The organism is Pseudomonas sp. SDI (genome assembly GCF_003105155.1).
Classification (GTDB): domain Bacteria; phylum Pseudomonadota; class Gammaproteobacteria; order Pseudomonadales; family Pseudomonadaceae; genus Aquipseudomonas.
This window is the reverse complement of the sequence record NZ_QETK01000009.1, coordinates 62,580-78,386: the sequence shown is the minus strand read 5'-3', so window position 1 is coordinate 78,386 and position 15,807 is coordinate 62,580. Positions and strand designations below refer to the sequence as shown.

Sequence of the window (15,807 nt, the reverse complement as noted above, 5' to 3'; positions counted from 1 at the left end):
GTCAGGCCGAACGCAGGGTGCAGAAACGCTGGAAGGCATCCAGCTCGTCTTCCACCGCTTCGATGATCCGCTCGACATCGGCAGCGGCCATCACGGTGGCGCAGGGGATACCGGCAATCGCCAGCAGGGTTTCCCCGGTGGCGCGGTCGAACAGCCGGGCGACCATGCTGCGCGGCGCATCCATGGTGGCCTCGAAGCCCAATGGGTGGAAATGCCAGCGCATCATCTGACAGGCGTTGGGAAACGTGAGTTTGTTCATGCTGGCTTCCTTGTACGGCTGAACACCTGGCCCCGACCCTGGCCGATTGCCCGCGCAGTGGAACACCGGGCAGAGGCTAAAGATAGCAGGCCTATCATGACCCTTCGGTAACAATTCCCCGGCTTATGACGCACATCACACACGGGTGTTTAGCCGGCGAACGTGCGCAAACGTTCAGCGCCAGATTTCCCGTGGGCTGGCCCGGCCATCTGCTATTTTTACCAGCAGTCGGCTGGGATGCCTGCGTTGGCCTTTCTGACCAACGGCTCAGTCAAGGAGACCGCGCATGCGTTACGCCGCCCTGACCCAACGCATCGCTGGCAACGGCGCCGAGGCCTGGAACATCCACTACCGGGCCGAGGCCCTGCAACGCGCCGGGCACCAGGTGCTCATGCTGACCGTTGGCGACCCGGATTTCGACACCCCGCAGCCGGTGGTACAGGCCGCCATCGACAGCCTGCTGGCGGGGCACACGCATTATTCGGCCGTGCGCGGCGATCCGGCCTTGCGCCAGGCCATCGGCCGGCGGCATGCGCGCCAGTGCGGCCTGGCCGAAGACGACCAGCACGTGGTGGTGATGGCCGGGGCACAATGTGCACTGTTCGCCGTGGCCCAGTGCCTGTTCGATCCGGGCGACGAGGTGATCGTCGCCGAGCCGATGTACGTCACCTACGAAGCGGTGCTGGGTGCGTGTGGAGCCCGGCTGGTGCCGTTGGCGACCCGCGCGGAGGATGGTTTTCGCCTCGATCCGCAGGCCCTCGCCGCGCTGATCACCCCGCGTACCCGGGCGCTGCTGGTCAATAGCCCGAACAATCCGACCGGGGCCAGCCTGCCGCGCGCCACCTGGATGTGCCTGGCGCAGCTGTGCCAGGCCCATGACCTGTGGCTGCTGGCCGACGAGGTCTACAGCGAGCTGCTCTACGATGGTCAGCACGTCCACCCGGCCAGCCTGCCGGGCATGGCCGGGCGCTGCGTGACGCTCAACAGTCTGTCCAAGTCGCATGCCATGGCCGGCTGGCGGGTAGGCTGGGTGATCGGCCCGCCGGCACTCGCCGAGCACCTCACGCACCTGGCCTTGTGCATGCTCTACGGCTTGCCGGATTTCATCCAGCACGCGGCGCGGGTGGCCCTGGAGGCCGAACTGCCGGAGTTGGCGCAGATGCGCCAGACCTACCGCGAACGCCGCGACCTGGTCTGCGCCTGCCTGGAGGGCTGCCCGGGTATCGTCGTGCACAAGCCGGCCGGCGGCCTGTTCGTGATGATCGATATCCGCCAGACCGGCCTCGGCGCCCAAGCGTTTGCCGAGCGTCTGCTCGACGAACATGGGGTGGCGGTGCTCGCCGGCGATGCCTTCGGTCCGAGTGCAGCCGGGCACCTGCGCCTGGGCCTGGTGCTCGACGGCGCCCAGCTGGAATTGGCCTGCCAGCGCATCGCGCGCTGCGCGGTGCAGGTGCTGGGCGGGGCAGCGCTCAGTTCAGCAGGCCCGCGGCAATATTGATGGTGAAGCCGAGAATCGCGGTGTTGAAGACGAAGCCGATCAGCGAATGCGCTAGCACCACCTTGCGCAGGCCGCGCCCGGCCACGCCGACGTCCGAGGTCTGCACGGCGACGCTGAGGGTGAAGGAGAAGTAGTGGAAGTCCCAGTAGTCCGGGGTGCATTCGCCTTCGGGGAAGCGCAGCACCGGCGCCTTGCCCTCGTCGTTATAGAATAGCCGCGCGTAGTGCAGGCTGAAGACGGTGCCGATCAGCAGCCAGGAACCGGCGATCGTCACCGCCGTATACAGGTAGTGCAGCACCCGTGACGGGCTGTCCAGGCCCTGGCTGCCGGCCAGTTGCAGGGTCAGGGCGGCAAGGCTGGCGATGGCCGCGATGCTCACCGTTATCAGCACCAGTCCGGCGTTTTCATCCTCGATGCTGGCCACCTTGCGGACCCGCTCGGGGCTGGCCCGCACGGTTAGCCAGCCAACCAGCAGCAGGTACAGCCAGACCCCGACGTTCCAGCCGATCAGCACGCGCTGGACCGGGTCGTCGGTATGGGCAAAGTAGCCGGCCAGGCCGCCGGCGAGGGCGGCCGCGCTGAGCCGGGGGTGGGTGTGGGCCAGTTTGTGGAAAGCCATGCTGCCTCGCGTCGATGGATGGGGGGGCTACAGCTGTCTTATGTGAGAGCCGGCGTTGCCGGCGACGTGCCGTGCTTTCTGGCCCGCAGGCCGGGCATCGCCAGCAAGGCGGGCTCCCGCAGGGGTAAGGCTGGCATCTGTGCACGATGGGTTCAGAGGCAACTCTAGCCCACCCGGCGCCTCAATTGAGGGTTTCGATGTGCAGAAACAGCGCTACAGGCTCGTCTGGGGCGAGCACCTGGCCATTGTCGTCGTGGTAGCGTTCGCTGCACAGGTATGCGCTCTGCTGATGCAGGTTGACCCGGTAGCCGGGGCTGGCACTCAGGGAGATGCGCAAGAGGTGCGCGGCCAATGTCGATTCCTCTGCCTGATCGAGGCGCCGCAGCGGATCGGGGTGCGCGCCATACTTGTTTTGCAGCAGTTGGCTGGCGCTGGGCGCGTAGGGGTCCTGCAGCACCTTCCATAACTGCTTGCGCTCGCTGGGGGCATACACGCCGAGGTAGCCGTTGCGGCTGACCTCCAACTGGTGGTCGTGCCCAGGGCCGTCGGGGTTGATGACGGTGATGCAGTGGGAGGGTGTCCAGTCGCTGGCAAAGTTGCAGCGGAACTGGAAGCGCGCCGGCGGCGTGCTGTTGCCCTGCCCGAAGCCCATGCCAACCCGCAACCAGCCATCTTCGGCGGGCGCGCAGTTGAGTGGCGGGGTCAGGGTAACCGGGGCGAAGCTGTTGTGGCTGAAGGCGTAGAGGCTGGCGATGAAGCTTATAGCGAACGACATGGGTGGACCTCCTGTCCAGGATGAACTGCGCTGCCAACCTAACGAGAGTCGGCGCCGGGCGGGATTCAGAAAGTTTTCCCCGCGTGCGTTGGGCGATGGCTGGCGTGGCAAGTCTGGCCTATACCTAGTGGGCCCTTTCCTGCGACTTGGAGCGTCAGCATGAAACACACACTAATGGTCGGTACGCTGTGTCTCGCCGGGCTTGGTCTGGTCGGTTGTTCCAGCAGCACTGTGCAGCCGGATCAGTACTCGGGATTTCTCAAGGATTACAGCCGCCTGAAGGAGGCCAAGTCGCCGTCGGGGGCCACGGTGATGCGCTGGGTCGATCCACAGCTCAAGCTCGATCGCTACACCCAGGTGTATATCGAACCCAGCCAGTTCTATCCCAAGCCGCAACCGACGGCGAAGATCCCGCAAAGCACGCTGACCGGCATTACCCGGTACTACGACGAAGCGCTCAAGCGCGAGATCGGCCGCGACCTGCCGCTGGCCAGCGGGCCCGGGCCCGGCACGTTGGTCGTGCGTCCGGCCATCACCGCCGTCAGCAGCAAGACGGAGGGGCTGAAACCCTATGAGGTGATTCCGGTGGCGCTGGTGGCGGCGGCGGTGAGTACCGCGTCGGGCATTCGCGACCAGGAAACCGCTATCTCCACCGAAGCGGCCTTCCTCGACGGCGGTACTCGGCAGGTGGTCGCCCAGGTGGTGCGCAAGGGCAACGGCAAGCCGCTGGAAAACGACAGTCAGGTGATGAAAGCCGAGGATGTGAAGGCGGTGCTCGATGGCTGGGCGGCGGATCTGCATCAGTCCTATCTGAAGTTGAAGGGGCACTAACGGGTGTAAACGGTCTGGCATGGGCGCTCGCCGACAGGGCCAGTGAGCGTCCCCAGCCGACCTCCAGCTGAGGTACCATCGGGCGCTGACGCCACTCAAGGATTAACGTTTTGCCCGATTCACTGCACAACCCGTTGCTGCAATACCTCAACCGCCTGGCGCCCTCCAGCCAGCTGACCATGCGCTACGTGCTGCAGGACGCGGCCGATCGGCTAGGCTATGACGAAATCGATATCGCCGAGGTGCCCTGGCAACAGCTGCAACCCGGTCACATCACCGCCTTGGTGGCGGCGCTGCGCAGCGATGGCTATGCGCCCAATACCAGCTCGCTGTATGTCAACGCCATTCGTGGGGTGATGAACGAGGCCTGGCGGTTGAGCCTGATCGATCAGGAGCAGTTGCTGAAGATCCGTTCGGTCAAGCCGGGGCAGGGCACGCGACTGCCGGTGGGGCGCAACCTCAAGCGCACGCTGATTCGCGAGCTGATGGCGGCGTGCGCTGCCGACCCACGGCCACAGGGTTTGCGCGATGCGGCGGTCATCGCGTTGTTGTATGGCACGGGCATGCGCAAGTCGGAATCGGTCGACCTGGACCTGGCGCAAATCGACTTTGCCGAGCGCAGCCTGCGGGTGACCGGCAAGGGCAACAAACAGCTGATCAAGTACGCGCCGACCTGGGCCTTCGATACGCTCAACGCCTGGTTGACCTTTCGCCGCGCGCAGTTGCCGGCGGGGCAGGCCGACGATGCGTTCCTGTTCAACCGGATCCGCCGGGGCAGCCATATCACCCGCGAGCGCATTACCAAGCACGCCATCTACTACATCGCCCGCCAGCGCGGTGCCCAGGTGGGGGTGAAGATCATGCCGCACGATTTCCGCCGCTCGTTCATCACGCGGTTGATCGAAGAGCACGACCTGTCGATTGCGCAGAAACTGGCGCACCACAGCAACATCCAGACTACGGCCAACTACGACATGCGCGACGACAACGAGCGGCGGCGGGCGGTGGATCGGTTCGACTGCTGAAGCGCGGGGCTTGAGCCGTCTACCTGGTATTTTTGCCAGGCGACAATCGCTCAACCTTGGCGCAAGGTAGAACCCCGGCATCACCATTCCCAGGGGCTCTACGATGACAGCGTTTCGCAACACACCGCTGTGCCAGTACCAATACGATCCGCTTGACCGGCTCGCCGGCATGCTGAGCGCTAGCCAGGCGAGCCTGCAACACTTCTACTGCGGCCAACGGCGGGTCACGCAAGTGCTGGGTGACCTGCAGCGTTCGCTGTTCCTGCACGACAACCGGCTGCTCGCCCAGCAGCAGTATCAGGCTGGGCGCACGGTTGCGCAGGTGCTGCGGGTGGATCACAAGCAATCGGTGCTGGGCACGCCCCAGACGTCGGCCGAGCAGGCCTACACACCGTTTGGATACCACGCGCCTGCGGGCGATACGGACGGCTTGCCGGGGTTCAACGGCGAGCCGCGCGAGGCGGCGATCGGGCAGTATTTGCTGGGTAACGGCTACCGCGCCTTCAACCCGGTACTGATGCGCTTCCACAGCCCGGACTCCTGGAGCCCGTTCGGGCGAGGTGGGCTGAATGCTTACGCCTATTGCGAAGGGGATCCGGTAAATGCGAGCGACCCAAGCGGGCATGGTCTGCTCAAGGGGTTGCTCAACCTGCTCAGGTTGCGCACGCCCAGCAGCCGGGTGGCCAGATCGACCGTCGCCAGCAATGTGGCAGACGGTGCGCCAAGCGCCCGTGGGCACGTGACTCGGACAGGTCTGCCGGCGACACACAGCGCGAATGCTGCACCTTCGCCGAGCAGGCCTCCGAGTTATTCTTCGCGCACACTGACTAAGGAAGGCCCGCCGCCTTACGCAAGGACTGAAGGCGAGCTTACCGAAACGGTCAATGATCTTGATGCGCAGGAGGCTCTGGCGGCGCTCCCAGGCGCACTCCAGGAGTATCGGGAAACCAGGCGCCTGGTCGTGGAATTCCGTCGTAACGGCTTTAGAGAACCGAAACACCTAATGGACAGGCTCTACGAGCAGAATCTCCGGGTGCACAGAATCAGGACCAACGCCGGCGTGGTCCCGCCGTATGGGATTCATTTACACGATCAATTAGTATCGCCTGTTGATCTTAAACCGATTGCCGAGTAGTGAGCATGAGCGCTTAGCTCTTGCAGTGCGACGACAACGAGCGGCGGCGGGCGGTGGATCGGTTCGATTGTTGAGGCGCGGCGGCCACCTGGTATTTCTGTCAGGTGACAGCCGCGCCGACGGCACAGCATAGTGAGCCCCCGAGCACCATCATTGGGGAAGTCCTGGGATGTCCGTTACTTTGGGTCCTCTGTTATGCCGCAACCGCTACGATTCGCTCGACCGGCTGGTGGCGGTCCTGCGGCCGGGGCGTGCCGTCATGCAACGCTTCCATTGCGGGGCGCGCGCGGTCAGTGAGAGCGATGGCGAGACACGCCGCTCGTTGTTCCAGCACGACGGTCGTGCCTTGGCCCAGCGGCGCCACTGGGCGGCGGCGTGGGAGACGGCAGTGCTGGGTAGCGACCGGCAAATGTCGGTGCTGGGCAGCGTCGAGTCGATGGCGGCGCGCACATTCGCCTACACCCCTTATGGGTTGCGGCGTGCGCAGTCGGCCGCCGAGGCTCTGCCGGGGTTTAACGGCGAGTGCGACGAAGCGGTGACCGGGCACTACCTGCTCGGCAATGGCTACAGGGCTTTCATGCCGACACTGATGCGTTTCAACAGCCCTGACAGCTGGAGTCCATTTGGCAAGGGCGGTCTGAATACCTATGCCTATGTCCAGGGGGATCCGCTGAACAGCCGCGACCCGACGGGGCACTTCGGTTTGGGCATGCTCGATGACCTGCTCAGGCTGATACGCCCCTCTGCACGGCGCTCTGCGGCGCTTACCGAGGGCGCGGCGAGTGCCTCGTCGGCGGGCCGACCGGCGGCAGGTTCGGGCCTTCGCGGCCGGGTGCGCAACCTGCTGGGGCGTAACCGGCAGAACGGGCCGCCAGCCTATTCCCGACTAGACAACACAACGTTCCCAGCCCCGGAAAGGCCCCCGGCGTACCCGCATCAGGTTGGCAACATCGGTCCGCCTGCCTACACGATGGCGCCGGCAGCGCGCGATCCGAGTGTAACCGCCGGGTTGGCGCAACGGCTGGACGCCGCCGAATTCATCCTCAGTAGCAGACGCACCGAGGTCGACCTCATGATCAGGGACGGCTGGGATGTGCCCGTCAGCATGGAGCAGAGGCTTTGGCAGGCAGAGCACGAGGTCCGAACCCTCAGGAACGACCTGGGTAGCTTGCCGACCTATGACGAGGCAATGTTCCCGGGCACCCTGGAAACACGTTCGCCGAATGTATCGACGCTGTCCACCCCGGCCAAAACCACCTTGGCGGCGCGAGACGGGTGATTCAGTGAATACTCGACGCCAGTTCGAAGATCGGCATGTACATCAGGATCACGATCAGGCCGATCAGCAAGCCGATGAAAGTCATCAGCAACGGCTCGAACAGGCGCACGAACCATTCGATCCAGCGGCCGATTTCCTCGTCGTAGAAGTCGGCGCTGCGCTCCATCATCTGCCCGACGTTGCCCGACTGCTCGCCGGCGCGCAGCAGGCGCAGCGACACCGGCGTCACCAGTTCGCCGGCCTGTAGCGCACTGGACAGCGACAAGCCCTCGCGCACCCGTTCGCAGGCCTGGTCCAGGCGTTCGCCGGCGGCGCTGCCGAGCAGCCCGCGGGCCATGGCCATGGCGGTGAGGATCGGGATGCCGCCCTGCAGCAGAATCCCCAGCGAGCGGTAGAAACGTGCCAGCTCGTACATCACCAGTCGGCGGTGCAGCGCCGGGACGCGCTCCAGTTGCCGGCTCAACCAGCGGCGTACCGCGGGTTGGCGTTGCAGCAGACTCAGCGCGGCCACTGCGGCCAGGGTGCCGGCGATCAATTCGGTCTGATGCGCATGCAAAAACAGCCCGGCGTTCATCAGCACCTGCGACAGCCACGGCAGGTTGCTGCCCAACCCTTCGAACACCAGGCTGAAGCGCGGCACCACGTAGCCGAGCAGAAACAGCACCACGCCGCCGCCGACCAGCAACAGCAGCAGTGGGTAGATCGAGGCGCTGACGATCTTCTGCCGCACTTCGTCCATGCGCTGGCGGTAGCTGACATAACGCCCCAGTGCTTCGGCCAGGGCCCCGGTCTTTTCGCTGGACTGCACCAGCGCCACGTACAGGGTGGGGAACACCGCAGGCAGTTGCGCCAGGGCCTGGGACAACGACTTGCCCTCGTAAAGCAGGCGCACCAGTTGGTCGAGGGTCTTGCGGGCCTGCGGCGCGCTTTCCTTCTCGGCCAGGCTTTGCAAGGCATCGATCAGCGGCAGGCCGGCATTGAGCAGGGTGGTCAGTTCCTGGCTGAACAGCACCAGGTCGAACGGCTCGCGGCGGCGCCAGCGCAGGCCGCCGAAGCGCGTGGCACTGCGCAGGCTGACCACCCGCAGGCCTTGCTGCTCGGCCAGTTCGCGGGCCTGGGTGGGGTCCTGGGCCTCGATCTCGACGGCCACGATGCCGGCCTTGCCGAGGGCTTTGAGCTGGTAGCGCATGGTGCATCCCCCCTATTGCCAGCTGGCGATCTCGGCATTCTCGCCTTCGCCGCCGGGCTGGCCATCCTTGCCCATCGACAGCAGGTCGTATTCGCCGTTCTCGCCGGGGTAGCGGTAGACGTAGGCATGGCCCCAGGGGTCCTGCGGGACGTTTTTCTGCAGGTATGGCCCGGTCCAGCGCGCCTCGTCGCTGGGCGCGTTGACCAGCGCCTGCAGGCCTTGTTCGGTGGAGGGGTAATGGCCGACTTCCAGCCGATACAGGTCCAGCGCCTTGCCCAGCCCCTCGATCTGCGCGCGGGCCACCTTGGCCTCGGAGCGGCCGAGCTGGCTGAAGTATTTCGGCGCGACGATGCCGGCCAACAGGCCCAGCACCACCAGCACCACCAGCAGTTCAAGCAGGGTGAATCCACGTTGTGAGCGGCGATTACGGTTCATGCCCAGGCCCTCCTGTGTGCGCCTGCAAGGCCTTATGCAATTGCCGTGCGCGTCTGCGCCGGGCCTTGTAGCGCTTGGCTCGCAGACCGGCACAGTGCTTGCGTTAGCTCCGGTAAACCTCGCCCGGCGGGGGATAACCCCCACTTTTTGGGGACGCTTCGAGGAGACCGCGCCATGCGTATTCTGACCACCGCCTTGCTGGCCTGGCTGGCCGCAAGCACCCCGGCCCAGGCCGACGTTTACATTTCGATGTCGGCCAGCGGCAGCATCGTCCTTTCCAACGTGCACCGGCCCGGCCGGCAGTACCAGCAGGTGATTGCCGAACCGAACGTGACGGTGGCGATCGGTGCCCAGCCACAACTGATTACCGGCATGCCGTATGCCGAGCTGATTGCCGCAGCGGCGCAGGCCAACGACTTGCCGGCGGCGCTGATTCACGCCGTGGTGCAGGCCGAGTCGCGCTACAACCCGAATGCCCGCTCGCCGAAAGGCGCGGGTGGGCTGATGCAACTGATGCCGGGAACAGCGCGGGAGTTGGGGGTGAGCAATGTGCTCGACCCGGCGGCGAACCTGCAGGGCGGGGCACGCTACCTGAAAAAGATGCTGACCTTGTTCGACAACGATATCGAGCTGGCCGTGGCGGCTTACAACGCCGGGCCGGAGGCGGTGCTGAGCCGGGGCCGGGTGGTGCCGCCTTTTGCCGAGACGCGGCGCTATGTGCCGACGGTGTTGCGCCAGTACCGGCGTTTACAGGGGCTGGCGCTGGATGCGCCGTTGTGAACGGTGTGCCGGCCCCAATACAGGGGAAAACCCCCGATCCAGTTCCCCAGCTCGCTCTAGCTCTTTGAAAAACAACACAAATAAAAACTGGCTCAAGCCTTGCAGCACCCGCTCAAACGACCCACCCCAGTGCAACCGAGGCACGCCACGATGAGTTCAGTCAAAGGCACTGTCCTGACCCAGTTCATATTGCTTGTCACCTCTCTGTTCGGCCTGGAAACCTCCGTCGAGGCCGCTGTGCGTTGCGAGCGCACGCTGGTGGCCAATATCGTCGCTTTCGACCAGCCGATGATGTTCAACCGCCTCGGCGCGCAGAACCCTAACGGCATGATGTTCGCCCTGCGCCGCGACGTGGTCGACGAACGCAACGTGCCCCTGAGCAAAGGCGGCGCCGCTGTCCCCGGCAAGGTCTCGCTGCGCCCTGATAAACGCCCGCGGCCCATTGTGCTGCGGGTTGCGGCGGGTGACTGCCTGACCGTCAACTTGCAGAACCTGCTGGCCTACCAGGCCAACCCGAACAAGCACCTCACCGATGAATCGCTGGAAGCGGTGGTCGACGACCAGGTCAGCGACCGCCACGTTGGCTTCCAGGTCAACGGCCTGCAAGCGGTCAACGGCATCCAGGACATCTCGGCGTTTACCGGGCGTAACGCCAACTTCCTCGTCGCCCCCGGCAATACCCGCTCCTACACCCTGTTCGCCGAGCGCGAAGGCGCCTTCGCCGCTACCAGCAAAGGCGCGACCTTCGGTGGTGAAGGCGGTGCCGGCAACGTCGCCAACGGCCTGTTCGGCCAGGTGATCGTCACCCCCAAAGGTGGGCGCACCTACCGCAACACCCTCACCGAAGAGGAAATGCGCCTGAGCACCACCGGCCGCGCGCCCACTGGCCAGCCGGTGATCGACTACCAGGCGCGTTACCCGCAACGCGAGCCCTGGCTGAGCGAAGGCAAGGCCGGCATGCCGATCATTGCCATGGTCGACGGCAGCGAGATCATTTCCAGCGAAGCCGACGCCATTGTCATGGGGCCCAACGCCGACGGCAGCTTCCCGCCCTCGACCTACCCACTGGAAAGTATCGGCAAGCGCAACCCGGCGTTGCCCAACCGGCTGGAAGCGTTCCGTGACTTCTCTTCAGTGTTCACCGACGAAGCGGCGGTCAGCCAGGCCTTCCCCGGCTACTGGGCCGACCCGGTGATGGGCCATGTGCTGGAGCCGGCGCGCGACTCGTTCATGATCAACTACGGCTCCGGCGGCATGGGCGCCGAAGTGGTCGCCAACCGCCTGGGTGTCGGGCCGATGCACGACTGCCTGTCATGTGCCTATGAAGAATTCTTCCTCAGCTCGCACACCGTCGGCGACGTGGCCATGCTGGTGGACGTACCGGCCAACGTCGGCCTGGAAAATATCCGTCCCGGCGAAGTGCCGGACCGCAAGGACACCGGGGTCAAGGCCAGCATGGCCCTCTACCCGTCGGAACCGGCCAACGTCAATCACAGCTACATCGGCGACTTCGTCAAGTTCCGCAACAGCCACAACGGTCACGAGCAGCACATCTTCCACCTGCACGGGCACCAGTGGCTGTTCAACCCGAACGACGACAACTCCGACTATGTCGATGCCCAGGGCATCGGCCCAGGTGTCGGCTACACCTACGAAATCGCCAACGGCGGCTCCGGCAACCGCAACCGAGTGGCCGGCGACGCCATCTACCACTGTCACTTCTACCCGCACTTCGCCCAGGGCATGTGGAGCATGTGGCGGGTGCACGACGTGTTCGAGGAAGGTACTCGCCTGGAAGTCTCGGAGCAGGGCAGCGATGGCTACCACAGCCAACCGTGGGCCCTGCGCAGCGGCAAGCCGGTGCCGGGCGCGCGGGCACTGCCGGATGGCGAGATCGTCGCCGGTACGCCGATTCCGGCCATCGTGCCGCTGCCGGGCAAAGCCATGGCGCCAATGCCGGGCAAAGTTGCCGTGATCCCGAAAATGGCCGAAACCCTGGTCGCCGCGCAGGACCAGGACCAGGACCAGGACCAGGACGACGCCGAAGCAGAGGGCGACGACAACAGCGGTCATCACGAGGACGGCCCGCAGGCCATCGGCTCGGTGGTACTGGTCGACCGCAGCGAAAGCAACCGCAACGCCGACGGCAGCCTGAAGAACCCTGGCTATCCGTTCTGGATCGGCGGCATGGAAAGCACTGTCGGCCAACGTCCGCCGACGCCACCACTGGACATGCTCGACCCAGACAAGGCGCGCAGCCTGCGCGACAGCGGCAAGGCCCTCTGGGCCAACCTCGACCCGGCCCAGGTCGGTGGCTGGGACGGCGGCCTGCCGCGGCACGCGCTGGACGGCGTGGCCGCCGGCGGCGAAGCGATCACCACCACCACCGCGCTGGACTTCTCCAAGGCCATCACCCGCGCCAAGCCGGTGTACCTGCCGGAAGAGGGCACCGAGGTAGAGCAGGCGGCGATGCTCTTCCATTCCAAGCTTGAGCACCCCAGTTTTGCCCTGCTGCCGGGCAACCAGCTGGTGGCGCGCAACTTCCGCACCAACGGTGCCTTGCCGGTGGCCGGCGCGCCGTACTACGAGCCGTGCATGGACGACCGCGCCAAGCGCCTGACCCAGGCCGCCGGTGTGGGCGAGTACCACAGCGGCGAACGTATGGACGGCATGAGCTTCAGCGGTTCGTCGCCGTTCACTGCCGACAAGCCACGCATCTACAAAGGCGCGAACATCCAGTTCGACGCCGTGTACAACAAGGTCGGCTACCACTTCCCGCAAGCGCGGATCATCAGCCTCTGGGAGGACGCCTGGGCAGTGATCAACAAACAGCGCCCACCGGAGCCGCTGGTGATGCGCATGAACACCTTCGACTGCGTGATGTACCAGCACACCAACCTGATCCCGTCGTACTACGAAATGGACGACTACCAGGTGCGCACCCCGACCGACGTGATCGGCCAGCACATCCACCTGCCGAAATGGGACCTGACCGCCGCCGACGGCTCGTCCAACGGCTGGAACTATGAGGACGGCATTCTCTCGCCCGGCACCGTGGTCGAGCGCATCCATGCCATTCGCGAATACAACCAATGCCAGGCCGGCGACCCGCGTGAAGGCACGGCCGCGTGTCCGGTGGCCAAGGCGCACCCGTTCTTTGGCCGCTACAACCGCGCGGACTGGCTGGGCGCCCGCACGGCCATGCAGCGCTGGTTCACCGACCCGGTGGTCAACGTCAACAACGTCGACCGTGGCCTGGGCACCATCTTCACCCATGACCACCTCGGCCCATCGACGCACCAGCAACTGGGGCTGTACGCCACCGTGCTGGCGGAACCGGCCGGCTCCACCTGGTACCACGCCGAAACCGGCGAGCAGCTGTACAACCAGGCCCTGCGGCAGGACGGCGGGCCCACTTCGTGGCAGGCGGTGATTGCCACCGGCGACCTCGACAATGACGGCCGCAACGACAGCTTCCGCGAGTTCTTCCTGGAGTTCTCCGACTTCCAGCACGCCTATGAAGCCGGCGTTTATGTCGGCGCCGGCCCGGACGGCAAGCCGAACGCCCAGGCCTACCCGGCCACGGCCGACAGCTTCCGTTTCGCGATCAATCCGCCGGTACGGCAGATGGCCTCGAACCTGCTCGAAGCGGTGGTCGAGTCGCGTGGTGGCCTGGCGCCGGGCTGCCCGAGCCGGCCATGCCCGCAGGCGATTTCGGTGGATGACCCAGGCATGTTCGTCGTCAACTACCGCAACGAACCGCTCGGCCTGCGCGTGTTCGACCCGAACCGCACGGCGCCGGACGGCAAGCGCGGGATGCAGGCCGACGGCCTGCCGGGCGACCTTGCCTACGCCATGCAAAGCCGCACCGACCGGGCGATCCCGGCGCTGAACCTGGCGCCTTCGGCGATCACCTCGGCAGTCGGTCCTACTGGCGGCACCACCCAGTTCCCGCCGCACATCAACAAGGGCGGCAGCGAACCGGGCGACCCGTTCACACCGATGCTGCGCACCTATTCCGGCGACAACGTACGCCTGCGCATGCATGCCGGCGGTCATGAAGAGGAACACAACGTGACGATGCACGGGGTGAAATGGTTGCAAAGCGGCTCGGGCTTCGGCAGCAGCTCCAACTCGGGCTGGAAGGCTTCGCAGATGGTCGGCATCTCCGAGCAGCTCGGCTTCCTGGCGCCGGTGTCGATGGTTTCGAGCGCGGCGAGCACCACCGGCGACTACATGTACTCGCTGGATGCCTCGCTGGAAGGCTATTGGAATGGCGTGTGGGGGGTGATGCGCAACTACACCGCCAGCCGCAACGACCTGTTCCCGTTGCCGAACAACCCGAAACCGATGGCCGCACGCAATACCGTGGCGTTCGACGGCATCTGCCCGCGCTACACCGCCAACCCGAACGGCATCGGTACCCGGCCGACCGTACAGCGCAACTATGAAGTGGTGGCGGCGCTGGCCAACGACATCCTCAACAACAACCTGGGCGTGAGCATCACCGACCCGAGCGGGGTCGGCCAGCATGTCGGCGGCCCACTCAAGGCCAACGGCGGCACCCTGGTCTACAACAGCCGCAGCACCAGCATCCCGCAGGTGACCGTGGTCGACGAGGAGGACGGTGCAACCTTCACCATCGGCGGCCACGCCGGGCCGCTGCACGATCCGACCGCCGTGCTCTACGTGCGCAAGGCCGACCTTGACCCGGTTACCGGCAAGCTCAAGGCCGGGGTGCCGATCGAACCGCTGGTGCTGCGTGCCACTGCCGGCGACTGCATCAACATCACCCTGGAGAACCGCCTGCCGGCCGTCATGCCGGACCTGGCCAGCACTGCCGTGATGCAGAACGTGGTCAAGCGCGACCGCAACGGCAGCGAGGGCTCCACCGCGTTCAACAACAACCTGATGCGGCCGTCCAGCCATGTTGGCCTGCATGCGCAATTGCTGGCCTACGACATCACCAAGTCGGACGGCACCAACGTCGGCCAGAACCCGGTGCAGACCGTACCGCCACGGGTCGGCAACAGCGGCGCCTACCCGAACAAGGTCTACCAGTACTACGCCGGGCACCTGGAGCGGGAGGGCAAGCCAGTGCTGCAACTGGGCCGCAGTGTCGACAACATCAACCCCACGGCGATCGAGTTCGGCGGCCTCAACCTGACCCCGGCCGACCTGATCAAGCAGCCGCAGAAAGGCCTGGTCGGCGCCATGAGCATCCTGCCGCAAGCCGCGACCTGGACCGAAGACACTGCCAGCCGGGCCTCGGCCACGGTGCAGGCAAGCGGGCAGACGGCCTATCGCGACTTCGCCACGGTCTGGCAGCGCGCGGTGAACATGCGCTGGGCCGATGGGCGGCCGGTGGAGGGGATCAAGACCGAAGGCAACGGCGTACCTGGCGATCCGAAGGACAACTCGGGCATGAGCATCAACTACAAGTCCGAGCCGCTGTGGTTCCGCTTCGGCCTGGCCCCGGATGCGCCGTTCGGCCACGCCGACGGCCACGGCATGGCCGATGTGCCGAACGCGCACATGGCCTACAGCAACAGCCTGGTCGGCGGCGATCCGCAAACCCCGGTGCTGTGGGCCAAGCCCGGTCAGCCGTTCCGCACCCATGTGCTGATGCCCAGCGGCGGCAGCCGCGGCATCACCTACCAGCTCGACGGGCACCTGTGGCCGCTGCACGCCTACCAGGCCGAGAAGTCCGATACCAGTGGCTACCCGATGAGCCTGCCGGGGATCGGTTCGGTGCGCTTCGGCTACAACCCGCAAGCGATGTACATCGGCGCCCAGGAGAGCGTGTTGCCGGCAGCGCACTTCAGCTTCATGCACCCGAGCGCCGGCGGCAGCAACTCGGTGCTGGGTGACTACCTGTTCCGCGACTACGCCGCCTACGGCAACGTTTCGGGGCTGTGGGGGATCCTGCGGGTCACCAACGAGGCACCGCCAGCGACGGCACCGGCGCAGTAATGGGGAAGG

General features: G+C 65.7%; 12 protein-coding genes. 7 read left to right on the top strand and 5 right to left on the bottom strand.

The window, feature by feature from the left end:
• Position 1 precedes the first annotated feature (1 nt).
• Positions 2 to 259, bottom strand: coding sequence for a DUF1652 domain-containing protein (locus tag DCO48_RS08110; protein ID WP_116550080.1), 258 nt, complete (start codon positions 257 to 259; stop codon positions 2 to 4).
• A gap of 286 nt (positions 260 to 545) precedes the next feature.
• Between DCO48_RS08110 and DCO48_RS08105 the strand changes: the two genes are divergently transcribed.
• Positions 546 to 1,757, top strand: coding sequence for a pyridoxal phosphate-dependent aminotransferase (locus DCO48_RS08105; protein WP_116550079.1), 1,212 nt, complete (start codon positions 546 to 548; stop codon positions 1,755 to 1,757).
• On the opposite strand, the gene DCO48_RS08100 is transcribed toward DCO48_RS08105, so the two are convergent.
• Together DCO48_RS08100 and DCO48_RS08095 are read right to left on the bottom strand one after the other, a co-directional pair.
• The gene (locus DCO48_RS08100; RefSeq protein ID WP_116550078.1) at positions 1,729 to 2,376 is read right to left on the bottom strand and encodes a DUF1345 domain-containing protein; all 648 of its coding nucleotides are present in this window, start codon (positions 2,374 to 2,376) and stop codon (positions 1,729 to 1,731) included. The genes DCO48_RS08105 and DCO48_RS08100 overlap by 29 nt on opposite strands.
• Before the next feature lie 181 nt (positions 2,377 to 2,557).
• Positions 2,558 to 3,151, bottom strand: a complete 594-nt coding sequence (locus DCO48_RS08095) for a hypothetical protein (protein WP_116550077.1) — start codon at positions 3,149 to 3,151, stop codon at positions 2,558 to 2,560.
• Positions 3,152 to 3,310: 159 nt separating this feature from the next.
• Here DCO48_RS08095 and DCO48_RS08090 point away from each other — a divergent pair, with 159 nt between their 5' ends.
• From DCO48_RS08090 to DCO48_RS08075, 4 genes are all read left to right on the top strand, one after another.
• On the top strand, positions 3,311 to 3,982 hold the full coding sequence (locus DCO48_RS08090; RefSeq protein WP_116550076.1) for a DUF3313 domain-containing protein: 672 nt from the start codon (positions 3,311 to 3,313) through the stop codon (positions 3,980 to 3,982).
• A 179-nt stretch (positions 3,983 to 4,161) separates the two neighbouring features.
• Positions 4,162 to 5,007: a tyrosine recombinase XerC gene (xerC, locus tag DCO48_RS08085; protein ID WP_371919491.1), complete on the top strand. Its 846-nt coding sequence runs from the start codon at positions 4,162 to 4,164 to the stop codon at positions 5,005 to 5,007.
• A 103-nt stretch (positions 5,008 to 5,110) separates the two neighbouring features.
• On the top strand, positions 5,111 to 6,142 hold the full coding sequence (locus DCO48_RS08080) for an RHS repeat-associated core domain-containing protein (RefSeq protein ID WP_116550074.1): 1,032 nt from the start codon (positions 5,111 to 5,113) through the stop codon (positions 6,140 to 6,142).
• Between the two features lie 169 nt (positions 6,143 to 6,311).
• Positions 6,312 to 7,421, top strand: coding sequence for an RHS repeat-associated core domain-containing protein (locus tag DCO48_RS08075; protein WP_116550073.1), 1,110 nt, complete (start codon positions 6,312 to 6,314; stop codon positions 7,419 to 7,421).
• 1 nt (position 7,422) lies between these two features.
• Here the strand turns inward: DCO48_RS08075 and DCO48_RS08070 are convergent, their stop codons facing one another.
• Together DCO48_RS08070 and gspG are read right to left on the bottom strand one after the other, a co-directional pair.
• Positions 7,423 to 8,610: a type II secretion system F family protein gene (locus DCO48_RS08070; protein WP_116550072.1), complete on the bottom strand. Its 1,188-nt coding sequence runs from the start codon at positions 8,608 to 8,610 to the stop codon at positions 7,423 to 7,425.
• 12 nt (positions 8,611 to 8,622) lie between these two features.
• Entirely contained in the window at positions 8,623 to 9,045 is a 423-nt protein-coding gene (gene gspG / locus DCO48_RS08065; protein WP_116550071.1) for a type II secretion system major pseudopilin GspG, read from the bottom strand.
• A gap of 174 nt (positions 9,046 to 9,219) precedes the next feature.
• Between gspG and DCO48_RS08060 the strand changes: the two genes are divergently transcribed.
• Both DCO48_RS08060 and mnxG read left to right on the top strand, forming a co-directional pair.
• Positions 9,220 to 9,825, top strand: a complete 606-nt coding sequence (locus DCO48_RS08060) for a lytic transglycosylase domain-containing protein (protein WP_116550070.1) — start codon at positions 9,220 to 9,222, stop codon at positions 9,823 to 9,825.
• A gap of 150 nt (positions 9,826 to 9,975) precedes the next feature.
• The gene (mnxG, locus tag DCO48_RS08055; RefSeq protein WP_116550069.1) at positions 9,976 to 15,798 is read left to right on the top strand and encodes a manganese-oxidizing multicopper oxidase MnxG; all 5,823 of its coding nucleotides are present in this window, start codon (positions 9,976 to 9,978) and stop codon (positions 15,796 to 15,798) included.
• Positions 15,799 to 15,807 lie beyond the last annotated feature (9 nt).